This window comes from Neisseria sp. 23W00296, from assembly GCF_044772855.1.
GTDB lineage: Bacteria > Pseudomonadota > Gammaproteobacteria > Burkholderiales > Neisseriaceae > Neisseria.
Window position 1 is genome coordinate 233,667 of record NZ_CP173024.1, and the last position, 24,338, is coordinate 258,004.

Consider the following 24,338-nt stretch of genomic DNA (forward strand, 5'->3'; position numbering starts at 1 on the left):
ATTTTTCCTTACTGATATCCAAAAATTCAAAGATACGGATTATGCCGTTTTTCATGCCCGACGGTAGTCATGCGTCCGTGACCGGTGATGATTTGGGTATCGTCAGGGAGTGCGAAAATCTTTTCTCTGATGTTGCGGATCAAATCTTCGTGATTGCTGCGTTCGAAATCGGTTCGGCCTATGCTTTCGTAAAAAATGACGTCTCCCGCAATCAGTAATTCTGCTTCGGCGCAATAAAAGACGACATGACCGGGCGTATGTCCCGGAACATGAAGTACTTTGAACGCATATTTTCCAACTTTCAGAGTGTCGCCGTCGGAGAGCCATTGGGTTGGCATAAAGGGTTTCGCGGGGGGGAAATTATATTGTTTGGTGATGGAGGCGAGGTCGGCGAGCAGAAAGCGGTCTGCTTCGTGGGGACCGAAAACCTGAATTTCGGGGTTGAGCGCGGTGATTTCCGATACGCCGCCGATATGATCGAGATGTCCGTGTGTGAGCCAGACGGCTTTTGCTTTCAGATTCCGTTTTTCCGCTTCTTCCATCAGTCGGGGGATGTTGCCTCCCGTATCGGTGAATACGGCTTCCCCGCTTTCGTCGTCCCACATCAGCGTGCAGTTTTGGCGGAACAGGGTAACGGGTATGATTTCAACATGTAGCGACATTGTTTTCCTTGGCTGGATATTGTTATGGGTTTGCATGGCCTGCAATCTGCTGAATTATATGTGATAATCGCATGCAAACCAATTATTTGGAGGTATATGCGGTGAAAGACCTTATTTTCTGTGGGCTTTTTTCCATAAGCTGCGCTGCCCATGCCGCTCCGTCGCTGATGCTGGCCGAGGAGTACCGCAACCAAAACGTGGAAAACTGGGCGGCAAGCGAAAAATTGGACGGCGTGCGCGCCTATTGGGACGGCAAAAAACTGCTCAGCCGTCAGGGATACGCTTTCACACCTCCGCCGGGGTTTACCAAAAATTTTCCCGATTATCCGCTGGACGGCGAGCTTTATGCCGGACGCGGACGTTTTGAGCAGACTTCGGCCGCTGTCCGCTCCGCATCGGGCGATTGGTCGGGCATACGCCTGTATGTTTTCGATGTACCGCAGGCGCAGGGTAATCTTTACAAACGGTTGGCGGTTATAGAAGGCCGTCTGAAAAAATACCCCGCCAATATTTCAGTCGTCAGGCAGACGCCGGTAAAAGACATCGTCCAAGCGCGCGCCATGATGGAAAAAATCGTTGCGGAAGGCGGCGAGGGCGTGATTTTGCGCGATCCTGCCGCACCTTACGCGGCGGGGCGCAGCAGCAGCTATCTGAAACTGAAACCGCAGCAGGATGCGGAATGCACCGTCACCAAACATTACGAAGGAAAGGGCAAATACGCGGGCAAACTCGGCTCCGTCGGCTGCCGCAACAGTTTGGGCGAATTCAAAATCGGCAGCGGATTCAAGGATGCCGACCGCGCCAATCCGCCGCCTGTCGGTTCGGTTATCACCTACCGCTATCGCGGTTTCACACAAAAAGGCCTGCCCCGTTTCGCCACGTTTATGCGCGTCCGCAAAGATTGAGCGGAGGCCGTCTGAAACCGCTCTGCCATACCGAGGCCGTCTGAAAACGAAGCAGTCCGTTTTTTCAGACGGCCTCAACTGTTTTTCCGCGGCATTCAGCCCTGTTCCCGCCGTGCCGCCGCAATCAGTTCGCCAACCAGTTGCGGCACCCCTTCCGCCGCCTTTTTCGCCAACACCTCCGCCCGCACGCCGTTCAAATTCGGTTTCGGATCAACCAGATAAACCGGCGCGTCGGAGCGGGCATAATGAAGCAGCGACGCGGCGGGGTAAACCTGAAGCGACGTGCCCACCACCATCACAATGTCGGCACCGCACACCATGCCCGCCGCCTTGTCCATCAGCGGCACGGCCTCGCCGAACCAGACGATGTGCGGCCGCAGCGGATTGCCGTAGCGGTCGCAGTCGGACGGCTTCTGATCGCCGCTCCACGGCATCACGTCGGTTTCGTCGGCCGTGCTTCTGAGCTTGTCCAATTCGCCGTGCAGATGCAGCACCTTGCTGCTGCCCGCCCGCTCGTGCAGATTGTCCACGTTTTGCGTGATGATTTGCACGTCGTAATATTTTTCCAACTCGGCCAAAGCCTTGTGTGCGGCATTCGGTTTGGCTGCCGCCGCTTTGCGCCGCCTCTTGTTGTAAAAGTCGATTACCACCTGCGGCTGGCGGGCGAAGGCTTCGGGCGTGCAAACGTCCTCGATGCGCCAGCCCTCCCACAGCCCGTCGCTGTCGCGGAAGGTTTGCAGGCCGCTTTCGGCGCTGATGCCCGCGCCGGTCAGCGCCACGCATTTTTTCATTGTTTGTTCCTTTCGGTATTCTGTTTTGGCAAGCCACAATATGGGAAACCGGTATGCCGTCTGAAGACGTCTCGGATTTTCAGACGACCTTTTATATTTCGGAATCCCGCAGCAACGCGTCATCCCCTCAAACAGGCAAAAACGCGATGTTCAGATTGTTGGCAAGCACCAATTCTTTGAATTTCTCCGTAAACACCCAAACCAGATTGTCCGAATCCTCTTTGGCGCAATACTCAAACCCGCCCGCGTGTTCAAGGAAAACGGGCGGGTAGTCGATAAACCGTTCGCCGTCGATTTCGTAACAATCGGATTGTTCAAAATCAACCAAGGCAAGCGACGGTTTGATTTTGCCCAAAAAGCACCTCAATTCCACATTTCGGATTTTGAGCACCGCAGGGAAAAATGCCAGCTCCTGTTCCAAATGCCCCGCCAGCTTGTGCACGAAACGCTCGGAAAACAAAGGCATTTTGGGAATGGTTTGGATAAAGTCGGTTTGCGAAATATTGTCGGGCGTATATCCTTCCTGCGCGATAAAAACCGCTTGTTGCCGGTAACCGCCCTCGCCGTACACAATAAAATCGTCAATGCCTGCGTCGGTTTGCTGTAAATTGGCATACGCGGCTTCGTTGTTCACGGCGGAATATAAATTGTAGTATTTCATGCGTTTTCCTTTGTTCGGAATGGGTTTGAAGGCAGCCTGAAAACGGTTTGTCCGCTTTTCAGGCTGCCTTCTGCCGTTTACTTTGCGTCTTTAAACCCACGCTTCAAATGCACCATCAGCAGCGCGACGGCGGCGGGGGTTACGCCGGAAATGCGCGATGCCTGCCCCAGCGTTTCGGGGCGGTGTTGGTTGAGTTTTTGCTGCACTTCGGCGGATAAGCCTTTGACTTTGGCGTAATCGATATTTTCAGGCAGGCGCAGGGTTTCGATGTCGCGGCGGCTGTTGATTTCTTCCTGCTGGCGGTCAATGTAGCCTTGGTATTTGACTTGGATTTCCACCTGCTCGGTAACGTCGTCTGCAAGGCTTTCAGACGGCATGGCATCAGGCAGGGTCATCAGGGCGGCGTAGTCGAGATTGGGGCGGCGCAGCAGGTCGTGCAGGTTGGCTTCGCGGCTTAATTTTTGCCCGAATACGCGCATTTGTTCGGACTCGGGCAGCTTTTGCGGCGTGTACCATGTGGCTTTGAGGCGTTGGATTTCGCGCTCGACGGCTTCGCGTTTTTCGTTGAACGCGCGCCATTGCGATTCGCCAATCAAGCCGATTTTGCGACCGTCTTCGGTGAGCCGCATATCGGCGTTGTCTTCGCGCAGCTGCAATCGGTATTCGGCGCGGCTGGTGAACATTCGGTAGGGCTCGTTCACGCCTTTGGTAATCAAATCGTCTACGAGTACGCCGAGATAGGCCTGTTCGCGGCGCAAAATCAGCGGCTCTTGTTCGCGCACGTATTGCACGGCGTTGGCACCCGCGAGCAAGCCTTGCGCGGCGGCTTCTTCGTAGCCCGTTGTGCCGTTGATTTGCCCAGCGAAAAACAGCCCCGCGATGGTTTTGGTTTCCAAGCTGGCTTTGAGGTTGCGCGGGTCGAAATAGTCGTATTCGATGGCGTAGCCGGGGCGCAGGATGTGGGCGTTTTCCAAGCCTTTCATGCTGCGCACGAGCGCGATTTGGATGTCGAAGGGCAGGCTGGTGGAGATGCCGTTGGGGTAGTATTCGTGGGTGGTCAGGCCTTCGGGTTCGAGGAAAATCTGGTGGCTGTCTTTGTCGGCGAAGCGGTTGATTTTGTCTTCGATAGACGGGCAGTAGCGCGGGCCGACGCCTTCGATTTTGCCGGTGAACATGGGGCTGCGGTCGAAACCTGAGCGGATGATGTCGTGGGTTTGCAGGTTGGTATGCGTAATCCAGCAGGACACTTGGCGCGGATGCATTTCGGCGTTGCCGCGCACGGAAAAGACGGGCACGGGCATGTCGCCGGGCTGTTCGGTGAGCTGGGAGAAATCAATCGTGCGGCCGTCGATGCGCGGCGGCGTGCCGGTTTTTAATCTTCCTTGCGGCAAGTTCAATTCTTTCAGGCAGCCTGAAAGCGACTGCGCGGCAGGGTCGCCCGCGCGGCCGCCTTCGTAGTTTTCCAAACCGATGTGGATTTTGCCCGCCAAAAACGTGCCGGCGGTCAAGACCACGGCGCGGGCTTTAAACTCAACATTCATCGCGGTTTTCACGCCCGATACGCGGCCGCCGTCCAAAGTAATATCGTCCACCGCCTGCTGGAACAAGTCCAAATTCGGCTGGTTTTCCAGCATTTCGCGGATGGCGGCTTTATAGAGAATGCGGTCGGCCTGGGCGCGGGTGGCGCGTACCGCCGCGCCTTTGCTGGCGTTGAGTCGGCGAAACTGGATGCCGCTCATATCAGTCGCCAGCGCCATCGCGCCGCCGAGCGCATCCACTTCGCGCACCAGATGGCCTTTGCCGATACCGCCGATGGAAGGGTTGCAGGACATCTGCCCGAGCGTTTCGATATTGTGGGTGAGCAGCAGCGTTTGCGCGCCCATGCGCGCGGCAGCCAGCGCGGCTTCCGTGCCTGCGTGGCCGCCGCCGACGATGATCACGTCGTAGGTTTTGGGGTAAACAATGGTGGACATTTGGGTGTGTGCTTTCCGGGTTTCAGACGGCCTCTGTTTGGGATGGAGGCCGTCTGAAAAGGTTGTTCGTAAAAAAGAAAGGCGCGGATTGTACGCGCTTTTGTCAGGGAGGCGGAAGGCCGTTTCCGTCTGTGTGAAAAGGCCGTCTGAAAATGCCCGCGCTGTTTTTCAGACGGCCTTTTCGCTCCATGCCGCCAGAGCGGCCATGTTTTGCGCGGCGCAGTCGGCGAAGGGCAGGGGATGGGCGTGTTCTCCGTACCAGACGGTGCGCATGCCGAGTTTTTTCGCGGCGGCGAGGTTGGCGGCGGAGTCGTCGACCATGATGCAGTTTTCGGGCGCAGCGTTCAGGGCGGTGCAGGCGGAGAGATAGGCGGCGGGATCGGGCTTGCAGGCGTAGCCGCAGTCGTCCGTGCCCAGCAGGGCGCCGAAAAAGCCGTTCAGGCCGAGGGCGGACACGAGGCTGCGCACATAAAACGACGGCGCATTGGAGAGCACGGCCTTGCGTCCTTTCAGACGGCCTAAGGCCTGCGCCGCGCCTGTTTCGCCGCAGAGTTTGGGCAGGATGTCGTCCATCGGGTGCGAAAAACGCAAAAAGTCGGCGGTGTCGGCTTCGGGGCGGTGCAGGCGCAGGCCGGCGAGCGTCGCACCGTGTTCGTGCCACCACTGCCGCCGCAGGCAGTCGGCCTCGGTTTCAGGCAAACGCATTTCGGCGGCCAGCCATTCGGTCATGCGGCGGTTGATAAGATAAAAAATGCCCGCGTCGGCGCGGTGCAGGGTGTTGTCGAGATCGAACAGCCAAATCGGCTCTGTGTCTTTATTCATGGCGGTTTTGCGGGTATCATCCGCGCCCGATTATAACCAAACGGAGAATGTTGCATGAAACAGGTTTTGCAGGCGGCAGCGGCCGCTTTTTTGTTCGCGTCGACACAGGTGCAGGCGCAAACCGAAGTACGGCTGGCGGTGCACAAATCGTTCAGCCTGCCCAAAGACGCTTTTGCCGCCTTCGAGCGTGCCAACGATGCGAAGGTGTCCGTGATCAAGGCGGGCAGCGGCAACGAAATGGTGAACAAGCTGGTGCTCAGCCGCGCCCGCCCGATTGCCGATGCGGTATACGGCCTCGACAACACCACGGTGCTCAAAGCCCGCGAAAGCGGCATACTCGCGCCGCGCCAGCCCGCTTCCGCCGCCGTGAACGCAAGTCTGCCGCACGCGCTGGCGGTAGACTCGGGCTACATCACGCTCAATTACGACAAAGCCTGGTTTGCCAAGCACAAGCTGCCGCTGCCGCAGACTTTGGACGACTTGGCCAAGCCGCAGTATAAAAACCTGCTGGCCGTGCCCAATCCCGGCATGTCCAGCGCCGGACTGGGTTTTCTGCTCGCCAACATTCAGGGCTTGGGCGAAAAGCAGGCGTTTGACTGGTGGGCGAAAATGCGCGCCAACGGCGTGAAAATCACCAAAGACTGGAGCGAAGCCTACTACACCGAATTCACGCAAAACGGCGGCGCGCGCCCCATCGTCGTCGGCTACGCGTCCAGCCCCGCCGCCGAAGTGCACTACGGCAAAGGCAAATACAGCACGCCGCCCACCGCCAACCTGTTCCTCAAAGGCGGCGTGTTCCGCCAGGTGGAAGGCGCGGCGGTGCTTGGCGGCGCGCAAGAGCCCGAGCTGGCGGCCAAACTCGTGCAATACCTGCAAAGCCCCGCCGTGCAAAAAGCCATTCCCGGCGAAATGTGGGTTTACCCCGCCGTGAAAAACACCCCGCTGCCCGAGGTCTTCAAATATGCCCAAGCGCCGCAGCACGCCGACAACCCGCCCGAAGCGGCCATCGCCAAAAACCAGCGCCGCTGGGTCAGCCACTGGATACGCGTCGTGCTCAAATAAACCGCGAATCCGCCGACAAAGGCCGTCTGAAAAGACAGAAACACCGCTTTCAGACGGCCTCCCCTTGATCAGGACACAACCATGGACAACAAACAAAAACTCCAAGCCGGCCTCGCCGAAATGGGCATCGCCCTCGACCCCGCCCGCCAGCTCCTGCTGCTCGAATACACCGCCCTTTTGGGTAAATGGAACGCCGCCTACAACCTCACCGCCCTGCGCGACGAGAGCCGCGTTATCAGCCACCACATCCTCGACAGCCTCACCCTGCTGCCTTATATAGAAGGCGCGTCCTCCATGATGGACGTCGGCTCGGGCGGCGGCATGCCCGGCATCCCCGCCGCCATCTGCCGCCCCGATCTGCCCATCACCCTGCTCGATGCCAACACCAAAAAAACCGCCTTCCTGCAACAGGCCGCCATCGAACTGGGTCTGAAAAACATCACCGTCGCCTCCGGCCGCGTCGAAGCCATGCACGACAAAAAAGCCAACGTCGTCACCAGCCGCGCCTTTGCCGAGTTGCGCGACTTCGCCGCCCTCACCAAACACCTGCTCGGCGAAAACGGCTACTGGGCGGCCATGAAAGGCGTATACCCCTACGAAGAAATCGAACAGCTCCCCGACAGCATCGAAGTGGTGAAAGTGGAAAAACTCCACGTTCCCATGCTCGACGCCGAGCGGCATATGGTGATCATGCGCTCCAAGGCCGTCTGAAAAGGCCGTCTGAAAGCGAAGTTTGGCGGAATACCGGTATTCCGTATATTTAGAAAACAGAACACAAAGAGGCCGTCTGAACGTTTTCAGACGGCCTCTGCCGTAGCGGCAGGGTGTGATGCCTGCGGGATCTTCGCTTTCAGACGGCCTATTAACGGGCGGCGGGGGCATGGAACGCGTGCGCCGCTTTGTGGCGGCACACCCTGCGCGCTTATGGCCGTATTTCAGACGGCCTTTGTGCAATGCGGGGCTGACAAAATCCGTCAGTTGCCGAACTGCGGCTTTATGCCGATACCCTAAAAAGGCAGAAGTGCCGCAAAAATACACTCTTTTGTCATGACGGATTTTCGTGCCATGATAAATGAATCGAAATTTAAACCGATTAAAAACATAAAATTAAAAACGAAAACACCTGAAACCGAGCCGTTGGCACAAGCCGTGCTTGATACATTTCATCCGCGGCAGGCAGCAGCCAGCCAAGGAAACGAGTTTTAAAAGATATGCGCCAAACGCATTATGGGAAATGAAGCAAACAAGACTGCGCCGCATGGGGCGGCAAAAGTCAGATTTTTTGATAAACGGCAATTGTGCCGGTACTAACTTGGAGTTAAAACATGAAAGCAATGCAAAAAGGTTTCACCCTGATCGAGTTGATGATCGTAATCGCCATTATCGGTATTTTGGCTGCCATCGCCATCCCCCAATACCAAAACTACATTACCCGCTCGCAGGCTTCCCGCGTAATGGGTGAAACTTCCCAGATCAAAACTGCCGTTGAAACCTGTATCTTGGACGGTCGTACTACCACTGTTCAACACGACGGCAACCCCACTGACCCGAGCACAACCTGTGTGACCGGTGCTACCCAATCCAACCTGCTGGGTGCGGCTACTACAGCTAAAGCTGGTTACCCCTTGGTAACTATTGGCGATGATGGTACTGCTTCTATTGCCGCTACATTCGGTACCAATGCTGCTACCGCGCTGAAAACCAAAACCCTGACTTGGTCTCGTGATAAACAAGGTACTTGGTCTTGCGCCACTACTATCGACGCCAAATACCAGCCTGCTGGTTGTGCAACTAAAGCTGCTGCTGCAGCTACTCCTAAACCTTAATAATCAAGATATTTCTTATTCTGGTTATTCAAGAAACGCACCCCGCGCGGGTGCGTTTTTATCATTAGTGCCGTCGAAAGCAGGTTTCTACGATGTCCGCCAAACGAACCAAAGATATGCTCACCGTGGCCGTGCTGCTGGCTGCTGCCGCCACCGCCATCCATTTTTATGTCGACAATATGGCGCGCAATGCGGCATGGCATGCCCTCTATCCCCTGCGTGCCAAGCTGGCTTTGTCCAAACTTTCGTGCAGCCCGGGCAGCCCCGCCTGGATGGAGGGCGCGCTGCGGCTTTCCGTCGAGCGCCAAGTCGCCCCTGCCAACCAAATCGCCTATATCGACGCGCAGGGCAGGGAATTCCATTGTGAAAACGGCTTTTTCGACAAGCCTTATCTTTCCGATGCGGTGACGGAGCAAACGCGTTTCCGCTATGCCAGCATGACCAAGCTGTGGACGGCCGATGCCGTGCTGGCGCTGGTCAACGAAAACAAAATCGGCCTGGATACCAAAGCCGTCGACATCCTGCCTGAAATCCGCAACCAAACCGATCCGCGCATGAACGACATCACGGTTGCCCATCTGCTGCTGCATCAGGGCGGCTTCGACCGCTATTCCATGCTCGGCATCGATATGTTCAACCCGAACGAAGAACCGCTCTGTCCCAACCGTTTGGCCGAACTGGGAACAATCCGTTTGAATTTCACGCCCGGCAGCCGCACCAGCTATTCCAATTTGGGCTATTGCCTCTTGGGCGAAATCGTGGCGAGAAAATCGGGCGGCGGCACTTATACCGAGGCGATGGGCAGGCTTTACCCTCTGGCGCAAGACGGCCTGAAATTCATCCGCCAACAGCAGGAAAGTGACGAAGTTAGTTACAATTATGTCGAAAAAGGGCTTACCGGCCTTGCAGACATTTATTCTTCTTTCGATTACGCTGCGGCGGCCTCGGCCGCAGGCCTGTCGGGCAGCGCATTGGGTGCGGCAAAAGAAATCCGCGCCATGTTGGCACGGGAAAAGCTTAATATCACTTCTATGCCGGAAAACGTAAGCTGCAACTTGGCGCAAATGCGCGATTGTTACGGCTATGCGATGTTTCCCTATCGGGAGGGCAATCGTCCGGCAGTTTGGTTTCGCGACGGCAATCTGCCGGCGGCATCGTCTGTAGCCATGGTTGACGATCAGGGCGGGGTGACCGTGTTGCTCGCTTCCGGTTGGGCGGAGTCTCCCGCCGAAGGGGCGGACGAAATCAAACGTTTTATTTATCGGAACAAATTTTAACCGTGTCAGGCCGCGCCAAGCTGCCGCCGAAACGGCACAATCAGGAATTAGTATGAAAAACGCAAATAAAACAAAAGGTTTTACCCTTATCGAATTGATGATTGTGATTGCAATCATCGGCATTTTGGCGGCCATCGCCATTCCGCAGTATCAGAACTATATCGTCCGCACGCAGCTCAACCGCGCTTATTACGAAGTGAAATCCACGGTAACCAGCATTGAAACCGTGTTGGGCAACGGCAATTTCCCGACCCTGCGGCCGGAAGAGGACAATACGGTGGCCGACGGCGTCAAACGCGAATACATCGGCCTCAATTCCACCATCCCGCAATCCAACATCATCAGCTCGGCCGACATCACGAAGGATGCGTCTAAAAATTTCAAAGACATCAGCATTGTTTTGGGAAAAAACGCGACCAACACCCTGCACGGTACAACCATCACGCTGACCCGCGATGCGGAAGGCGGATGGACGTGCAGCATCAAAAAGCCCAATGGTTCTTCCGTAAACCTGCCTTCGATCAACAGCTTGTGCACGCTTTCTTAATCAACATCCGCATGATATGAAAATCTTCGCAATCTGCCGGCTTTGCGAAGATTTTTACTGTAGGTGTGATTTCCTTAATGAATTGAAATGGTTTGAGAAACAGTATGACCCAACCCAAACTTTCCCGATGGCGTTTTGCCCTTCGGCTTGCATCCATACATCTGCTTATCAATATCTTGGTGGCGGCCGTGGTTGCCGCATTGGTGTTTTTCGTCTGGTATCCGCAGCCTTATCCGGATTTGATGGGCGGTTTGCAGATTTTCGGTTTGATTGTGGCCGTGGACATTATCTGCGGGCCGGTATTGACGTCGGTTTTGGCTAATCCGGCCAAGCCGAAACGGGAAACAGTAACGGATTTGCTGTTGGTTGGCATGATACAGGCGGCGGCGCTGCTATACGGGTTGTATACGGTGACTGCGGTGCGCCCCGTTTGGGTGGTGTTTGAAAACGACCGCTTTACGACTGTGAGCGCGGCAGAAATCGACAAAAACAGGTTGAATGAGGCTTTGCCCGAATTCCGGCAGCTGCCCTGGACGGGCGTGAAACGAATCGCCGTGCGGGATTCCAAAAGCGGAGACGAGGAGCAGGCGAGAATCGAAATGTCCATGCAGGGGATAGAACCGCGCATGCTGCCGGCTTGGTGGGAAGCGGAAAACGAAACCCACCGCGACCGCATCCGCAGCAAAATGAGGCCGGTGGCCGAACTGGAAAAACGGTATCCCGGCCATCCCGCTTTGGCTCAGGCCATCAGTAAAAGCGGGCTGCCAAGCGCCGATTTGTATTATCTGCCGTTTACCTCACAGGAAAACAAAGACTGGACGGTGCTGCTTGATAAGAACACCGATTTCAAAGCTTTTGCGCCACTGGATGCGTTTAAGAAATAAGTTCGGCAAAAGGCCGTCTGAAAACTTGGTTTTCAGACGGCCTTTTGCCGTTTGCCCGCTTGGGCGAAAGCGCTTTATTCCACCACAATCTTCGGAAACGCCTTGCTGTAATCGCGGCCTTTGTCGGCCACGGCCAGCGCGATTTGGAAAGCGGCGCCGGTGTAGATTTCGGCAACGGCCGGATGCGTGTCGAAAAGCTGCGCGGCCGATCCGTTGTCCATCGCTTCGCGCACGGCCATTTGCAGGGGGAGCCGGCCAAGCAGGGGCACGTTCAGACGGCCTGCCAGTTCTTTGCCGCCTTCGCTGCCGAACACGGCTTCGGCATGGCCGCAGTTGGAGCAGATGTGCACCGACATATTTTCCAGCACGCCGAAGATGGGAATGTTGACCTTTTCAAACATATTCACGGCCTTGCGCGCGTCGATCAGGGCAATGTCCTGCGGCGTAGTGACAACCACCGAGCCGGTGACGGGGATTTTCTGCGACAGGGTAAGCTGGATGTCGCCCGTGCCCGGCGGCAGATCGACGAAGAGATAGTCCACATCGTCCCATTCGCTTTGGAACAAAAGCTGCTGCAAAGCCTGGCTGACCATCGGCCCGCGCCAGACGACGGCCTGGTCGGTGTCGACGAGAAAGCCGATGGACATGACTTGGATGCCGCCCTGCGCTTCGACGGGAATCAGCTTTTTGTTCTGCTGGTCGGGCTTGCGTTCGGCCACGCCGAGCATGGTGGGCTGGCTGGGGCCGTAGAGGTCGGCATCGAGCACGCCGACGCGCGCGCCCATGCTTGCCATGGCGGTGGCGAGATTGGCGGTGGTGGTGGACTTGCCGACGCCGCCTTTGCCGGAGGCAACGGCGATGATGTTTTTCACGCCTTTGATGGTGGCGATGCCGGGCTGGACTTTGTGGGTGACGATGTCGGCGGACAGGTGCAGATGGATGGTGTCGCCGCAGCCCGCGTCGGCCAAGGCCGTCTGAACCGACTCGGCAAGCTGCGCTTTGATGTGGTTGTAGGGAAAGCCGAAAACGATTTCGACGTGCAGGCCGTCTTTTTCGTTGCGCACGTCTTTCACGGCCTTTTCGCCGCCCAGCGTGCGCTCCGTGCCGGGGATGGCAACGGCGGCGAGGGCTTGGCGGTAAGTTTCTGTATTCATTTTGTTATCCTTTCCTGTTGACGGTTTGCCGCAAGCGGCACGACGCGGCGCATTTTAGCAGATTCCCCGTGTTTCAGACGGCCTTGGGCGAGACGCGGCGGCGCGGCAAAAGGCCGTCTGAAAACCCTGTTTTGGGTTTTCAGACGGCCTCTTTGCTGCCAACAATCTTTAGTCAAACTGCTTTTGCCCGTTGCGTACAAACGGCAGTTTCAACACGCGCACATCGGCTTCTTTGCCGCGAATGACGACTTTGGCCGCATCGCCGTCAAAATCTTTGGGTACGCGGGCGATGGCGATGGATTGTTTGAGGCTGGGCGAGAACACGCCGCTGGTGGTGATGCCGCGCCCTGCGTCGGTTACCACTTCCATATGGTCGCGCAACACGCCGCCTTTGGCGAGCAGCAGACCGACCTGTTTTACGGCTACGCCTTTTTCTTTCAGGGCAAGGAGCGCGGCTTTGCCGACGAAATCGCGCGCTTCGTCTTTCAAATCCACCGTCCAGCCCATGCCGGCTTCCAGCGGGCTCACGTCGTCGTCCATATCGTTGCCGTAGAGGTTCATGCCCGCTTCCATACGCAGGGTGTCGCGCGCGCCGAGGCCGCAGGGTTTCACGCCTGCCGCTTCGAGGGCTTTGAAAAACGCGGTGGCTTCGCTGCCAGGCAGGATGACTTCCACGCCGTCTTCGCCGGTGTAGCCGGTGCGGGCGACAAACCAGTCATTGCCCAAATCCGCGCCTTGGAAGGGTTTGAGATTGTTCACCACGTCCGCCCATTCGGGTTTGACGGTCAGGAGTTTTTCAACCGCTTTTGGGCCCTGCACAGCGAGCATGCCCAAGTCGTAGCGCGGATTAAACGCCACGCCGAACTCAGCGCCGATTTTGTGGAACTGGGCGGTGTCTTTTTCGCGCGTCGCGCCGTTGGAGACGATGCGGTATTGGGTTTCGGCTTCGTTGGTGCGGTATACGATTAAGTCGTCAATCACGCCGCCTTTGTCGTTGAGCATGGCGGAGTAGAGGGCTTTGCCGACGAAGGCGAGCTTGGCCACGTCGTTGGCAATCAGTTTGCGGAAAAAGGCTTTGGCGTTGGCACCGGCCACGTCGGTAACCAGCATATGCGATACGTCGAACATACCCGCGTCGGTACGCACGGCTTCGTGTTCGGCGATTTGCGAGCCGTAGTGGATGGGCAGCTCCCAGCCGGCAAAGTCGATGAGTTTTGCGCCCGCGTCGATATGGGCTTGATGAAAAGGCGTGGTGTTCAGGGTCATGGGTTTCTCCGTTTGCGGTTTCAGACGGCCTGATTATAGCGGCGCGCCCTGCGGAAACAAGCGTTTCTTTACATTTGGCGGCAATGTGGCGGCAAATGCGGTGTTTTATGCGTCAAAGGCCGTCTGAGAGACATTTAATTTTTAAAGAGGGCGGAAATTTAATCTATTGTGCGTTAACGGAATTTACCTTATATTCTCCCAACGCCCCGGGCTGTTGACATTCGGCTTGCAAGGCTGATTGTCAGCAGACCCTGAGGCGGCCTACAACAGAAGAAAAAAAGGAAAAACTGCATGACACAGATTACTTTGGACAAAACCGACCTGAAAATCCTGCAAGTGCTGCAAAGCAACGGCAGGCTCTCCAATGTCGAACTCTCCGAGCGGGTGGCGCTGTCGCCCTCGCCCTGCCTGCGCCGCGTCAAGCATCTGGAAGACGCGGGCGTGATCCGCTATCACGCCGCGCTTTTGTCGGCAAAAACCCTGCAACTGGATTTGCAGGTGTTTATCCGCGTTGCCATCGACAAATCCGTCGACGCGCGGGCACGGTTTTCGCAGGCCGTCAAAGGCTGGCCGCAGGTGCTCAGCTGCTTTGCGCTGACGGGGGAAACCGATTATCTGCTGCACGCCTTTTTCCCCGACATGGCCGCCTTCTCCCATTTCGTGCTCGACACGCTGCTATCGCATCCCGGCGTTCAGGACGCCAAATCCAGCTTCGTGCTCGACGAGCTGAAAAACACCACCGTCCTGCCGCTGGCACACCTCCAACCCGCGCAGTAACCGTTTTCCGATGCCGCCTGATTTTCTTTAGACGGCCTTTTCAGACGGCTTCTTTCCCATAAGGAGCATTCCCATGAGCAGCAAAATCGTTTTTTTAGACCGCGGCACGCTGCCGGACGACTATGTTTTCCGTTTCACCTTCCCGCACGAAATTTCCGACTACGCGCAAACCGCCGCCGCCGACACCGCCCCGCGCTTGGCAGGCGCGCGCATCGCCGCCACCAACAAAGTCCGCATCAGCGCCGAAGACATCGCCGCCAATCCGCAGCTGGAAATGATCGCCGTGTGCGCCACCGGCTGCGACCATATCGACCTGGCCGCCGCCCGCGCCGCCGGTATCGCCGTCTGCAACGTGCCCGCCTACGGCAGCGAATCCGTTGCCGAACACGCCTTTATGCTGATGATCGCCCTGATGCGCAACCTGCCCGCCTACCGCCGCGACATCGCCGCCGGTATGTGGCAGCAGTCGCCCTTTTTCTGCCATTTCGGCGCGCCCCTGCGCGATTTGAACGGCACAACCCTGGCCGTGTTCGGGCGCGGCAGCATCGGCCGCACGCTGGCCGGATACGCCCGCGCCTTCGGCATGGAAGTGCTGTTTGCCGAACACAAAAACGCCGCCGCCGTGCGCGAGGGCTACGTTTCCTTTGCCGAAGCCCTGCGCCGCGCCGACGTGCTGTCGCTGCACTGCCCGCTCACGCCCGACACGCGGCTGATGATAGGCGAGGACGAATTGCGCGCCCTGAAACCCGGCGCCGTCCTTATCAACTGCGGGCGCGGCGGCCTGGTGGACGAAACTGCCCTGCTGGCCGCGCTCAAATACGGCACGCTCGGCGGCGCGGGCATCGACGTGCTCTCGCAAGAGCCGCCCGCAGAGGGCAACCCGCTTTTGTCGGCCAATCTGCCGCACCTGATTGTCACGCCGCACATCGCCTGGGGCAGCAGCGAGGCGCGGCGCAAAATGTGCGAAATCATCGCCGCCAACATCGAAGCCTTCGCCGCAGGCAGGCCGCAAAACGTCGTTGCCTAGACAAAACTCCGTGACAAAAGGCCGTCTGAAAGTTTCAGACGGCCTTTTCGCATCCGCTTTTTGTTAAAATCGCGCCTTTCCAACCATCCCTTTAAAGCAGACAAAAATGGACAACTCTTTGGAAAACGCTTCCGATCGCGAAAAACAGCGCAATTTCCTTTATCTGATTTACGCCCTGTATATCGTCACCATCTTTACTGCCGGTCTGGCGGCGCTGATCGGCGTCATTGTCGCCTACGCCAAGCGCGACACGGTGAGCGACGCCGTCTGTTCTACCCACATCCCCTATCTGATCCGCACCTTTTGGGGCTCGATTTTCGGCTTTGTCGGCGTGCCGATACTGCTGATGTTTTTGAGTTATGTGGTTGAGTTTCCCCTGTTTTTCCTCTATCCGCTGGTCGGCCTCACCGGCCTGTGGTATCTCTTCCGCGTCATTTACGGCCTGGTGCGCCTGATCGACAACCGGGCGGTCAACCCCTACGGCTGGCTGGTGTAAACCGCCTTTCAGACGGCCTTTCCCATGAACATCCTGATCGCCGCCCCCTTCTGCTCGCTGCCCGGCGAGCCTTATTTCAACCGCTTCCGCTATCTGGCCGAGCGGCTTTCCGAGCGGCACGGCGTCACCCTGCTCACCAGCCGTTTCCGCCATTTCGACAAATCTTTCAGACGGCCTGAGGACGCCGCCGCCGCGTCGCAAGGCCGTCTGAAAGTCGTGTTGCTCGACGAAACGGGCTATGAGAAAAACGTCTCGATAGGCCGTCTGAAAAGCCACCACGCCTTTGTCCGCCACCTCGACCGTTGGCTGGCATCACAGGCGGCGGGGGCGTTTGACGCGGTGTATTCCGCCTACCCGCTGATTGCCTCCAACCTCGTACTCGGGCGGCACAAAGCCCGTTTGGGCTATAAGCTGATTATCGATGTGCAGGACGTGTGGCCGGAATCGTTTTCCGCCGTGCTGCCCGCGCTGAAAAAACTGCCGCCGCGCCTTGTCCCCTTTGGCCGCAAGGCCGACCGCGCCTATGCCTGCGCCGACGCGCTGGCCGCCGTGTCGCACACCTATCTTGCCCGCGCCCGCGCCGCCAATCCCGCCGTGCCGCACGAAGCCGTGTACATCGGCGCCGATTTCGCCGCCGTCGCCGCCGCGCCCGCGCAAACCTTCGCCGACAAGAAAACCTGCCTGTTCTACCTCGGCACGCTCAGCCACAGCTACGACGTCGAAACCGTCTGCCGCGGCGTGCGGCTGGCGCAGGCGCGCGGCGAAGCGGCCGAACTGCACATCTGCGGCGGCGGCGGCGATTTCGACCGCCTGCGCGCGGCCTACGGCGGCGGGGGCATCGTCTTCCACGGCTACCTGCCCTACGGCGATATGCTGTCGCTGGCCAAAGGCTGCGACATCGCCGTCAACGCCATCCACGGCCACGCGCCGCAAACCGTCACCAACAAACTGTCCGACTACATGGCGCTGCAAAAACCGATACTCAACAGCCAAGAAGACCCCGAAGTGCGCCGCCTGCTGCACCTGCTGCCGCACGAACACTACACATCGGGCGATGCCGAAAGCTTCGCCGCCGCCTTAGGCCGTCTGAAAAACAACGCTGCCCCCTTTCAGACGGCCGAAATCGCCCGCCTGTTCGACCGCGAACAGTCCTACCGCCGCCTGATCGGCCTGATAGAAGGAAGCCTGCCGTGAACGACGCCGCCAAACGCACCTTCGATATTGCCGCCGCCGCCGCCCTGCTGCTGTGCCTCGCGCCGCTCTTCGCCCTCCTCGCCTGGCTGATCCGCCGCCGCCTCGGCTCGCCCGTGCTGTTTTGCCAAACCCGCCCGGGCAGGCACGGCCGCCTGTTCACCATGTACAAATTCCGTACCATGCGCGACGCGGCCGACGAACACGGCCATCCCCTGCCCGACGGCGAACGCCTCACCCCCTTCGGCCGCAAACTGCGCGCCGCCAGCCTCGACGAGCTGCCCGAATTGTGGAACGTTTTGAAAGGCGACATGAGCCTGGTCGGCCCGCGCCCGCTGCTGCCTGAATACCTGCCGCTCTACAACGCCGAACAAAGCCGCCGCCACGAAGTGCGCCCCGGCATCACCGGCTGGGCGCAGGTCAACGGCCGCAACGCGGTTTCCTGGCCGGAAAAATTCCGCCTCGACGTGTGGTATGTCGACCACCGCTCCTTTTGGCTAGACATCGGAATCCTGCTGCTGACCGTGAAAAAAGTCTTCGTGCGCGAAGGCATCAATGCCGAGGGCGAGGCCACGGCGGCGAAGTTTGAGGGCAACGGCGAAGAGGAGTGAATCCTTGCCGCGACAGACAAACGGAAACAAAAATGACCGCAGACGAAATGTGGCAGGCATTCCGCCAAGCCAACCCGCACGTCACCGATAAAATGCAAAGCTGGCAGTTTGGCGAAAAAGCCGACCTGCTGGCCGATCTGGTGCTGCGCGGCGAAAAAACCGCCACTTCCTCGGCGCACGCGCTGTATGCCGCCGAGGGCGAACCGCTGCCGCAGGCGGGCAGCTTCCATGTGATAGAAGACAGCGGCGGACGCGCCGTGTGCATCGTCGAAATCACCCGCGTGCGCGTCGAAGCCTTCTGCCGCGTACCGGCGGAACACGCCGCACGCGAAGGCGAGGGCGACAAATCTTTGGAATACTGGCGGCGCGTCCACCGCGCGGCCTTTACGCAATGGCTGGCCGAAGCGGGTTTGGCGTTTGCCGAAAACAGCCCCATCGTGCTGGAAGAATTCCGCAGGGTCTGGCCGCTTGCGCAGGCCGTCTGAACGCGCAGCCAAAAACCGCACAAAGCACTTTTCAGACGGCCTCCCGAGCGCAACAGATGTAGGGTGTGTGCCGCAGGCACGCACGCGGATACGGAAAATTTAAGCGGCAACAGCAGCCGAAACCGCCAACTGCTTCCCCAAGCGGCGTCATTCCCGCATAGGTGGGAGTCTTGTTTCCATTCCGTCAACCGATTGTTTATTCAAAAAATGTAGGATATCAACCAAGATTCCCGCCTACGCGGGAATTACGGCAGTCGGGGGAACGGCCTTCCGCCCCGACAGACAAACAGAGAAGCGTTTTATGGACAGCAAAAACCTCGTCATTATCGGCGCGGGCGGCCACGGCAAAGTGTTGGCGGCCACCGCGCTGGCTGCCGCGCAGTGGGCGCGGATTGTGTTTCTCGACGACGCCCGCACCGCAGGCGGCAGCGTTGTCGGCCTGCCCGTTTTGGGCGGCACGGAACTGCTCGGCAGCCGCGTTGCCCCCGACGCATACCAAGCCGCCGTGGCCGTCGGCGACAATGCGGCGCGGCGGCGGCTGTTCGGCCGTTTGAAAACGCTGGGTTTCGCCTTGCCCGACATCGTCCACCCGAGTGCCGTTGTCGCCCCGTTTGCCGAACTCGGCGGCGGCTGCGCGGTGTTCGCCCAAGCCGTTGTCCAGCCCGGCAGCGTGCTGGGCGAGGGCTGCATTATCAACACCGCCGCCACGGTCGACCACGACTGCACGCTGGGCGGCTTCGTCCACATCAGCCCGGGCGCGCATCTGGCGGGCGGCACGGCGGTCGGCGAAGGCAGTTGGATAGGCATAGGCGCGTGCACCCGCCAGCAGGTGCGTATCGGTAGCGGCGTCACCGTCGGCGCAGGCGCGGCGGTGGTGGGCGATGTGGCAGACGGCCTGACGGTCGTCGGTGTGCCTGCGCGGACTTTGCGCTGAATATTAAAAGAGGCCGTCTGAAAGGGTTCAGACGGCCTGTTACAGGAAACTCGAAATGTGGCTGATTGATGTATTGCTGACTTTGGCCGACGCGGCCTTGCAGGTTTTCGATATTGCGCCGTCTGACAAAAACGACGGATAGGCCGTCTGAAAAAAGAAAGAACCTTATGCTGAACACTTCCCTCTCCCCCTGGCCGAGCTTCACCCAAGAAGAAGCCGATGCCGTATCGCGCGTTTTACTGTCCAACAAAGTCAACTACTGGACGGGCAGCGAATGCCGCGAATTTGAAAAAGAATTCGCCGCCTTTGCCGGCACGCAATACGCCGTCGCCCTCGCCAACGGCACGCTGGCGCTGGATGTCGCCCTCAAAGCGATGGGCATCGGCGCGGGCGACGATGTGATTGTTACTTCGCGCACCTTTCTCGCCTCCGCCTCCTGCATCGTTACCGCAGGCGCAAATCCCGTGTTTGCCGATGTCGATTTAAACAGCCAAAACATCACCGCCGAGACGATTCAGACGGCCTTAACCCCCAACACCAAAGCCGTCATCGTCGTCCACCTTGCCGGTATGCCCGCCGAAATGGACGCGATTATGGCGCTGGCCGAAAAACACAATCTGTGGGTCATCGAAGATTGCGCCCAAGCCCACGGCGCGCGTTACAAAGGCAAATCCGTCGGCTCAATCGGCCACGTCGGCGCGTGGTCGTTCTGCCAGGACAAAATCATGACCACCGGCGGCGAGGGCGGCATGGTAACGACCAACAGCAAAGAATTGTGGGAAAAAATGTGGTCGTACAAAGACCACGGCAAAAGCTACGACGCGGTGTACCACCGCCAACACCCGCCCGGATTCCGCTGGCTGCACGAGAGCTTCGGCACCAACTGGCGCATGACGGAAATGCAGGCTGTAATTGGCCGCATCCAGCTTCGCCGTATGACCGAATGGACGGCGCGCCGCCGCGAAAACGCCGCAAAGCTGGCCGAAACGCTGGCGCGGTTTGACTGCATCCGCCTAGTAGAAATCCCCGACTACATCGAACACGCGCAATACAAGTTTTACGCCTTTGTGCGCCCCGAAAAACTCAAACAGGGCTGGACGCGCGACCGCATCGTAAACGAATTAAACGCGCGCAAAGTGCCCTGCTATCAGGGCAGCTGCTCCGAAGTGTATCTGGAAAAAGCCTTCGACGGCACGCCGTGGCGACCCGCAGGCCGTCTGAAAAACGCGGCCGAGTTGGGCGACACCAGCCTGATGTTCCTCGTGCACCCCACGCTCACCGACGACGAAATCGCGTTCTGCCGCGACAACACCGCCGCCGTTTTGGCCGAAGCCTCGGCCTGAGGCCGTCTGAAAAGCGCCGCAGACTTTTCAGACGGCCTCTGTCTGTATCAAAAAGGCCGTCTGAAAACCCCGTGCGGGCTTTCAGACGGCCTTTTGCGCTATGCGGTACTCAGCCCGTCAGCTGGTGGGTAATCAGTTTTTTCACCGGCGGCAGGTTGTTGCTGACGCGCAAAACGAGGCCGCGCAGCAGTTTGGCGGGGGCGGCTTCGTTGGTGAAGAGTTTGACCATCGCATTCGTGCCGTGATAGAGCGGGCGGGTGTTGAGCTGGTGTTTGGCGTTGTAGCGTTCCAAAAGGGAGGCCGCGCCGATGTCCTGGCCGTTTTGCGCTGCCTGCAAAACGAGTCTGCCCAAAATGTCGGCGCTTTCGAGGCCGAGGTTGAAACCGTGGGCGGTGACGGGGTGCATGCCGACGGCGGCATCGCCGATCAGGGCGGCGCGCGGGGCGTAGAAGCGGCTCGCGTGCACGCCCACCAGCGGATAGGTGTGCAGCGTGCCGGTTTTTTCCATTTTGCCCAGTTTGAAGTTGAGCTGTTTTTCCAAATCGGCGGCGAGTTCTTCGTCGCTCAGCGCCAGCAGGCTGCCTGCTTTGTCGCTGTCGATGGTAATCACGCAGTTGGTGAGATGCTCTTCCAGCGGCAGAAGGGCGAGGGTGCGGCCGTATTGGAAAAATTCGACGGCGGTGTGGCCGTTGGAGATTTCGTGTTTGAAACGGCAGACGATAACGGTGCGGCCGAAGTCGTGCATATCGGCGGAAATGCCGATTTGGCGGCGGGTTTGCGAGAAACGGCTGTCGGCGGCCACCAGCAGGCGGGCGGTGAGGGTTTCGCCGTTGTCAAGGGTGACATAGGCTTGGGTGTCGGTGGTGCGCGCTTCTTTGACGCCGACGCCCGTCAGCAGGGTAACGTTGTCCTGCTCTTTCACGGCTTCGTAGGCGGCGCGGCGGATGTTGTGGTTGGAAATCAGGTTGCCCAAGCGGTCGGTTGCGCCGCCGCGCGCCTGTTTGGGCTGCGGGAAATAGAGTTGGTAGGACGAAGTGCCGTTCCACACTTTGGCGTCTTTGAGTTGGTAAATCTCGTTTTCCGGCACGCGCTGCCACATGCCCAGCCGCTCCATGATTTCTTTCGACAGATGGGTGAGGGCGATTTCGCGGCCGTCGTAGGCGGGGTTTTCGATGCTCTCGAGCGGCGCTTTTTCAACGATGGTGACGGAAAGGCCGCTGTCGGCCAGAGTGCGGGCGAAGCTCAGGCCGGCAGGGCCTGCGCCGACGACAATAATGTCGGAATGGCTGTTCATCTTGGTTCTCCTGGGTTGGGCGGTGCGGAAGATGCGGGTGAAAGTTTCATCTGAAATTCCGCTTTGCAAAACGGCGGCAAGGATAACAAAAAAACGCCGCCCTGTGGCGGCAGCACGGGAAAATTTGGCCTGAATCAAGCGCATCCCCTTTCAGACGGCCTTTCTTGCTATACTCCGCCGCCACCGCAACCGATAACAGACAAACAGGAAACCGCCATGTCCGAACTGCGCCCCTATCCCGCCCCGACCTACCGGCAGCGCCTCAAAACCGCCTTCCATTATCTGCTGCCGCAGCTGGCAGTCACCCGCGTCGCAGGATGGCTGGCCGAACGCCGCTGGGGCGTGCTCACCCGCGCTGTTATCAAAACCTTCGCCGCCTGCTACAAAATCAACATGGCCGAAGCGAAAAAAAGCCGCGCGGCCGACTATGCCAGCTTCAACGAATTTTTCATCCGCCCCCTCAAAGACGGCGCGCGGCCGATAAACGCCGAGCCGCAAACCCTTGTTTTGCCCGCCGACGGCCGCGTCAGCGAAGCAGGCGCCATCGAAGCGGGGCGGCTGATACAGGCCAAAGGCCACGACTTCACCGCCCTCGAACTGCTGGCGGGCGACGAAGCGCTGGCCGCAGAGTTTTCAGACGGCCTCTTCCTCACCACCTACCTCTCCCCGCGCGACTACCACCGCGTCCATATGCCCTGCGATGCCGCCCTGCGCCGCATGATCTACGTTCCGGGCGAACTCTATTCCGTCAACCCCTTTCTCGCGCAGCACATCCCCAACCTCTTCGCCCGCAACGAGCGCCTGATCTGCGTGTTCGACACCGAGTTCGGCACAATGGTGCAGATACTCGTCGGTGCAACCGTCACCGCCAGCATCAGCACCGTATGGGCGGGCATCATCAACCCGCCGCGCAGCAAAAGTGTTTTGCAATGGCTCTATCCCGCCGAAGGCGAAGGCGCGGTGCGGCTGGCAAAAGGGCAGGAAATGGGCGCCTTCCGCCTCGGTTCGACCGTTATCAACCTGTTCCCGAAAAACAGCATCCGCCTGAACGGCAGTCTTGCCGCAGGAGCGCCCGTACGCATGGGCGAAGCCCTCGGCGTGCGCGCTGATGCGGGCTGACATATATATAAGGAGAAGAGGCCGTCTGAATATTTTCAGACGGCCTCTTGGTTTTTCAGACTAGGGTTCGGACTGCTCTGCCGTATCTTCGTCCGCATAGGGTTGGCTGGCGGACAGTTCGGCGGGTTCGGATGCTGTTTGGGCGGCTGCGCCGCTTGCGGGCGGGGCGGTGTCGGGGGCGACGAGTTCGTCGATGTCGATGTCTTCGGCGCTGCCTGCGGCGGCGGTGTTGCCGATTTGTTTGTCACGCATCTGCATATAGCCGTCGCGCACCATGATGTAGGGGTCGAGGGCGGCGTCGCCGATGCTGTCGGTGAGGTCGAGATATTCTTCGCGGGTGTTGACGGCCTGCAAGGCGGTGGAGGAGACGCGGCCGGCGGTGGTGTGAAAAATGGCGTTTTTCACGGGATAGGCCATCAGGGCGGTGTTGCCGACGCTGTCGCGCAGGGTGGAGGGGCCGGTAAGCGGGTAGACGAAGTAGTGGCTGTTTTTCCAGCCCCATGAGGCGAAGGTGTCGCCGAGGGTGTTTTTGTTGTCGGGGATACCGCCCGCGCCGGCGACGTTGATAAGGCCGCCAAGGCCGAAGGTGGTGTTGACGGCGACGCGCATGAAGTCTTCGCTGGCGCGTTTGGCGTCGAGCCGCAGGACGTTGCTGCCGAAGCTGACGACGTCGCGCAGGTTGTTGAAGAAATTGCGTACGCCGCCGCGCACGGGGGCGGGGGCGACTTTGCGGTAGCCGCGGGCGACGGGGGCGAAGATGTAGCGGTCGGCTTTGTCGTTCACTTTGAACATGAAGCGGTTGTAGCGCTCGTAGCGGTCGCGTACGGCGGGCGTGCCGGCGTTTGTCTGCGCGGTTTGCGCGGCGGGGGCAGGCGTTTCGGTGTTTTCGTTTTGTCCGTCGGCAAAAACGGGGGCGGCGGCCATCAGGAGGGCGAGGGCGGCGGGGAGGGCGTGGCGTTTCATAGGTTCATCCATTCTCGGACTTCGTACAGATCGGCAAGATCGCGCACGGCTGCGGGGATGCCGCGCAGCTGCCCGCCGCTGCCGCGCAGGATTTCCAGCAGCAGGCAGAGGCAGGCGGAATCGGCGCGGCCGACGGCGGAGAGGTCGGCCTCGGCGGGCTTTTGCCCGATCAGGCGGCGCAGGCGGCGCAGAGCGGCTTCGTCTACGGTTTTGACGGTGATGTCGCCCGACAGGCAGAGCACGCCGCCGCGGATTTCGCTGTCCATGG

The 24,338-nt window shown here is 59.0% G+C and carries 27 protein-coding genes; 17 read left to right on the forward strand and 10 right to left on the reverse strand.

Annotated features, from left to right (window positions below):
* Positions 1-26: 26 nt before the first annotated feature.
* Positions 27-662, reverse strand: a complete 636-nt coding sequence (locus ACG2K1_RS01240; protein WP_036496562.1) for an MBL fold metallo-hydrolase — start codon at positions 660-662, stop codon at positions 27-29.
* Positions 663-829: 167 nt separating this feature from the next.
* On the opposite strand from ACG2K1_RS01240, the gene ACG2K1_RS01245 reads away from it, so the two are divergent.
* Positions 830-1,567 carry a DNA ligase gene (locus ACG2K1_RS01245; RefSeq protein WP_369799228.1) on the forward strand — a complete coding sequence of 246 codons (738 nt, stop codon included), beginning with the start codon at positions 830-832 and terminating at the stop codon, positions 1,565-1,567.
* Between the two features lie 95 nt (positions 1,568-1,662).
* On the opposite strand, the gene ACG2K1_RS01250 is transcribed toward ACG2K1_RS01245, so the two are convergent.
* The 4 genes from ACG2K1_RS01250 to ACG2K1_RS01265 form a co-directional block, all read right to left on the reverse strand.
* Positions 1,663-2,358: a Sir2 family NAD-dependent protein deacetylase gene (locus tag ACG2K1_RS01250; protein ID WP_009427033.1), complete on the reverse strand. Its 696-nt coding sequence runs from the start codon at positions 2,356-2,358 to the stop codon at positions 1,663-1,665.
* A gap of 127 nt (positions 2,359-2,485) precedes the next feature.
* Positions 2,486-3,019, reverse strand: coding sequence for a hypothetical protein (locus ACG2K1_RS01255; protein WP_395429265.1), 534 nt, complete (start codon positions 3,017-3,019; stop codon positions 2,486-2,488).
* Positions 3,020-3,096: 77 nt separating this feature from the next.
* Positions 3,097-4,992 (reverse strand): tRNA uridine-5-carboxymethylaminomethyl(34) synthesis enzyme MnmG, encoded by a 1,896-nt coding sequence (mnmG, locus tag ACG2K1_RS01260; RefSeq protein ID WP_395429266.1) that lies wholly within the window; start codon positions 4,990-4,992, stop codon positions 3,097-3,099.
* A 168-nt stretch (positions 4,993-5,160) separates the two neighbouring features.
* Positions 5,161-5,814: a pyrimidine 5'-nucleotidase gene (locus ACG2K1_RS01265; protein ID WP_395429267.1), complete on the reverse strand. Its 654-nt coding sequence runs from the start codon at positions 5,812-5,814 to the stop codon at positions 5,161-5,163.
* A 54-nt stretch (positions 5,815-5,868) separates the two neighbouring features.
* Here ACG2K1_RS01265 and ACG2K1_RS01270 point away from each other — a divergent pair, with 54 nt between their 5' ends.
* From ACG2K1_RS01270 to tfpZ, 7 genes are all read left to right on the forward strand, one after another.
* Entirely contained in the window at positions 5,869-6,876 is a 1,008-nt protein-coding gene (locus tag ACG2K1_RS01270) for a thiamine ABC transporter substrate binding subunit (RefSeq protein ID WP_009427037.1), read from the forward strand.
* Between the two features lie 81 nt (positions 6,877-6,957).
* Complete coding sequence (rsmG, locus tag ACG2K1_RS01275; RefSeq protein WP_395429268.1) at positions 6,958-7,587, forward strand: 16S rRNA (guanine(527)-N(7))-methyltransferase RsmG; 630 nt, start codon at positions 6,958-6,960, stop codon at positions 7,585-7,587.
* Between the two features lie 354 nt (positions 7,588-7,941).
* Positions 7,942-8,082, forward strand: a complete 141-nt coding sequence (locus tag ACG2K1_RS01280; protein ID WP_395429270.1) for a hypothetical protein — start codon at positions 7,942-7,944, stop codon at positions 8,080-8,082.
* 119 nt (positions 8,083-8,201) lie between these two features.
* Positions 8,202-8,702: a pilin gene (locus ACG2K1_RS01285; RefSeq protein WP_395429271.1), complete on the forward strand. Its 501-nt coding sequence runs from the start codon at positions 8,202-8,204 to the stop codon at positions 8,700-8,702.
* Between the two features lie 92 nt (positions 8,703-8,794).
* Positions 8,795-9,979: a serine hydrolase domain-containing protein gene (locus ACG2K1_RS01290; protein WP_395429272.1), complete on the forward strand. Its 1,185-nt coding sequence runs from the start codon at positions 8,795-8,797 to the stop codon at positions 9,977-9,979.
* A 52-nt stretch (positions 9,980-10,031) separates the two neighbouring features.
* Positions 10,032-10,526 (forward strand): pilin, encoded by a 495-nt coding sequence (locus ACG2K1_RS01295; RefSeq protein ID WP_009427044.1) that lies wholly within the window; start codon positions 10,032-10,034, stop codon positions 10,524-10,526.
* 104 nt (positions 10,527-10,630) lie between these two features.
* Positions 10,631-11,410 carry a TfpX/TfpZ family type IV pilin accessory protein gene (gene tfpZ, locus ACG2K1_RS01300; protein ID WP_070455291.1) on the forward strand — a complete coding sequence of 260 codons (780 nt, stop codon included), beginning with the start codon at positions 10,631-10,633 and terminating at the stop codon, positions 11,408-11,410.
* Between the two features lie 74 nt (positions 11,411-11,484).
* On the opposite strand, the gene apbC is transcribed toward tfpZ, so the two are convergent.
* Together apbC and gcvT are read right to left on the reverse strand one after the other, a co-directional pair.
* Positions 11,485-12,564 (reverse strand): iron-sulfur cluster carrier protein ApbC, encoded by a 1,080-nt coding sequence (gene apbC, locus ACG2K1_RS01305; protein ID WP_395429273.1) that lies wholly within the window; start codon positions 12,562-12,564, stop codon positions 11,485-11,487.
* Positions 12,565-12,732: 168 nt separating this feature from the next.
* On the reverse strand, positions 12,733-13,830 hold the full coding sequence (gene gcvT / locus ACG2K1_RS01310; protein WP_395429274.1) for a glycine cleavage system aminomethyltransferase GcvT: 1,098 nt from the start codon (positions 13,828-13,830) through the stop codon (positions 12,733-12,735).
* 291 nt (positions 13,831-14,121) lie between these two features.
* Here gcvT and ACG2K1_RS01315 point away from each other — a divergent pair, with 291 nt between their 5' ends.
* From ACG2K1_RS01315 to ACG2K1_RS01350, 8 genes are all read left to right on the forward strand, one after another.
* Positions 14,122-14,607 carry an Lrp/AsnC family transcriptional regulator gene (locus ACG2K1_RS01315; RefSeq protein ID WP_009427050.1) on the forward strand — a complete coding sequence of 162 codons (486 nt, stop codon included), beginning with the start codon at positions 14,122-14,124 and terminating at the stop codon, positions 14,605-14,607.
* Positions 14,608-14,680: 73 nt separating this feature from the next.
* Positions 14,681-15,634: a D-2-hydroxyacid dehydrogenase gene (locus tag ACG2K1_RS01320; RefSeq protein ID WP_395429275.1), complete on the forward strand. Its 954-nt coding sequence runs from the start codon at positions 14,681-14,683 to the stop codon at positions 15,632-15,634.
* Between the two features lie 106 nt (positions 15,635-15,740).
* Entirely contained in the window at positions 15,741-16,130 is a 390-nt protein-coding gene (locus ACG2K1_RS01325; RefSeq protein ID WP_036496564.1) for a membrane protein, read from the forward strand.
* A gap of 24 nt (positions 16,131-16,154) precedes the next feature.
* The gene (locus tag ACG2K1_RS01330; protein ID WP_036496566.1) at positions 16,155-17,324 is read left to right on the forward strand and encodes a glycosyltransferase; all 1,170 of its coding nucleotides are present in this window, start codon (positions 16,155-16,157) and stop codon (positions 17,322-17,324) included.
* Positions 17,321-17,932: a sugar transferase gene (locus tag ACG2K1_RS01335; RefSeq protein ID WP_395429276.1), complete on the forward strand. Its 612-nt coding sequence runs from the start codon at positions 17,321-17,323 to the stop codon at positions 17,930-17,932. Before ACG2K1_RS01330 ends, ACG2K1_RS01335 begins: the two co-directional genes overlap by 4 nt.
* 32 nt (positions 17,933-17,964) lie before the next feature.
* Entirely contained in the window at positions 17,965-18,417 is a 453-nt protein-coding gene (locus tag ACG2K1_RS01340; RefSeq protein WP_395429277.1) for an ASCH domain-containing protein, read from the forward strand.
* Positions 18,418-18,718: 301 nt separating this feature from the next.
* Complete coding sequence (locus tag ACG2K1_RS01345) at positions 18,719-19,351, forward strand: acetyltransferase (protein ID WP_395429278.1); 633 nt, start codon at positions 18,719-18,721, stop codon at positions 19,349-19,351.
* 167 nt (positions 19,352-19,518) lie between these two features.
* Positions 19,519-20,694, forward strand: a complete 1,176-nt coding sequence (locus ACG2K1_RS01350; protein WP_395429279.1) for a DegT/DnrJ/EryC1/StrS family aminotransferase — start codon at positions 19,519-19,521, stop codon at positions 20,692-20,694.
* Positions 20,695-20,803: 109 nt separating this feature from the next.
* Here ACG2K1_RS01350 and ubiM read toward each other — a convergent pair whose 3' ends face one another.
* Entirely contained in the window at positions 20,804-21,988 is a 1,185-nt protein-coding gene (gene ubiM / locus ACG2K1_RS01355; protein WP_395429280.1) for a 5-demethoxyubiquinol-8 5-hydroxylase UbiM, read from the reverse strand.
* A gap of 216 nt (positions 21,989-22,204) precedes the next feature.
* Here ubiM and asd point away from each other — a divergent pair, with 216 nt between their 5' ends.
* The gene (gene asd, locus ACG2K1_RS01360) at positions 22,205-23,107 is read left to right on the forward strand and encodes an archaetidylserine decarboxylase (RefSeq protein WP_395429281.1); all 903 of its coding nucleotides are present in this window, start codon (positions 22,205-22,207) and stop codon (positions 23,105-23,107) included.
* A 60-nt stretch (positions 23,108-23,167) separates the two neighbouring features.
* Here asd and ACG2K1_RS01365 read toward each other — a convergent pair whose 3' ends face one another.
* Entirely contained in the window at positions 23,168-24,070 is a 903-nt protein-coding gene (locus ACG2K1_RS01365; RefSeq protein ID WP_094031026.1) for a VacJ family lipoprotein, read from the reverse strand.
* Positions 24,067-24,336, reverse strand: a complete 270-nt coding sequence (locus tag ACG2K1_RS01370; protein WP_009427062.1) for a lipid asymmetry maintenance protein MlaB — start codon at positions 24,334-24,336, stop codon at positions 24,067-24,069. Before ACG2K1_RS01370 ends, ACG2K1_RS01365 begins: the two co-directional genes overlap by 4 nt.
* Positions 24,337-24,338 lie beyond the last annotated feature (2 nt).

Bases quoted from the DNA above. Each gene is read 5' to 3' on its own strand.
- ACG2K1_RS01240 (WP_036496562.1), bottom strand. From the start codon at position 662: ATGTCGCTACATGTTGAAATCATACCCGTTACCCTGTTCCGCCAAAAC.
- ACG2K1_RS01245 (WP_369799228.1), top strand. From the start codon at position 830: ATGCTGGCCGAGGAGTACCGCAACCAAAACGTGGAAAACTGGGCGGCA.
- ACG2K1_RS01250 (WP_009427033.1), bottom strand. From the start codon at position 2,358: ATGAAAAAATGCGTGGCGCTGACCGGCGCGGGCATCAGCGCCGAAAGC.
- ACG2K1_RS01255 (WP_395429265.1), bottom strand. From the start codon at position 3,019: ATGAAATACTACAATTTATATTCCGCCGTGAACAACGAAGCCGCGTAT.
- mnmG (WP_395429266.1), bottom strand. From the start codon at position 4,992: ATGTCCACCATTGTTTACCCCAAAACCTACGACGTGATCATCGTCGGC.
- ACG2K1_RS01265 (WP_395429267.1), bottom strand. From the start codon at position 5,814: ATGAATAAAGACACAGAGCCGATTTGGCTGTTCGATCTCGACAACACC.
- ACG2K1_RS01270 (WP_009427037.1), top strand. From the start codon at position 5,869: ATGAAACAGGTTTTGCAGGCGGCAGCGGCCGCTTTTTTGTTCGCGTCG.
- rsmG (WP_395429268.1), top strand. From the start codon at position 6,958: ATGGACAACAAACAAAAACTCCAAGCCGGCCTCGCCGAAATGGGCATC.
- ACG2K1_RS01280 (WP_395429270.1), top strand. From the start codon at position 7,942: ATGATAAATGAATCGAAATTTAAACCGATTAAAAACATAAAATTAAAA.
- ACG2K1_RS01285 (WP_395429271.1), top strand. From the start codon at position 8,202: ATGAAAGCAATGCAAAAAGGTTTCACCCTGATCGAGTTGATGATCGTA.
- ACG2K1_RS01290 (WP_395429272.1), top strand. From the start codon at position 8,795: ATGTCCGCCAAACGAACCAAAGATATGCTCACCGTGGCCGTGCTGCTG.
- ACG2K1_RS01295 (WP_009427044.1), top strand. From the start codon at position 10,032: ATGAAAAACGCAAATAAAACAAAAGGTTTTACCCTTATCGAATTGATG.
- tfpZ (WP_070455291.1), top strand. From the start codon at position 10,631: ATGACCCAACCCAAACTTTCCCGATGGCGTTTTGCCCTTCGGCTTGCA.
- apbC (WP_395429273.1), bottom strand. From the start codon at position 12,564: ATGAATACAGAAACTTACCGCCAAGCCCTCGCCGCCGTTGCCATCCCC.
- gcvT (WP_395429274.1), bottom strand. From the start codon at position 13,830: ATGACCCTGAACACCACGCCTTTTCATCAAGCCCATATCGACGCGGGC.
- ACG2K1_RS01315 (WP_009427050.1), top strand. From the start codon at position 14,122: ATGACACAGATTACTTTGGACAAAACCGACCTGAAAATCCTGCAAGTG.
- ACG2K1_RS01320 (WP_395429275.1), top strand. From the start codon at position 14,681: ATGAGCAGCAAAATCGTTTTTTTAGACCGCGGCACGCTGCCGGACGAC.
- ACG2K1_RS01325 (WP_036496564.1), top strand. From the start codon at position 15,741: ATGGACAACTCTTTGGAAAACGCTTCCGATCGCGAAAAACAGCGCAAT.
- ACG2K1_RS01330 (WP_036496566.1), top strand. From the start codon at position 16,155: ATGAACATCCTGATCGCCGCCCCCTTCTGCTCGCTGCCCGGCGAGCCT.
- ACG2K1_RS01340 (WP_395429277.1), top strand. From the start codon at position 17,965: ATGACCGCAGACGAAATGTGGCAGGCATTCCGCCAAGCCAACCCGCAC.
- ACG2K1_RS01345 (WP_395429278.1), top strand. From the start codon at position 18,719: ATGGACAGCAAAAACCTCGTCATTATCGGCGCGGGCGGCCACGGCAAA.
- ACG2K1_RS01350 (WP_395429279.1), top strand. From the start codon at position 19,519: ATGCTGAACACTTCCCTCTCCCCCTGGCCGAGCTTCACCCAAGAAGAA.
- ubiM (WP_395429280.1), bottom strand. From the start codon at position 21,988: ATGAACAGCCATTCCGACATTATTGTCGTCGGCGCAGGCCCTGCCGGC.
- asd (WP_395429281.1), top strand. From the start codon at position 22,205: ATGTCCGAACTGCGCCCCTATCCCGCCCCGACCTACCGGCAGCGCCTC.
- ACG2K1_RS01365 (WP_094031026.1), bottom strand. From the start codon at position 24,070: ATGAAACGCCACGCCCTCCCCGCCGCCCTCGCCCTCCTGATGGCCGCC.
- ACG2K1_RS01370 (WP_009427062.1), bottom strand. From the start codon at position 24,336: ATGGACAGCGAAATCCGCGGCGGCGTGCTCTGCCTGTCGGGCGACATC.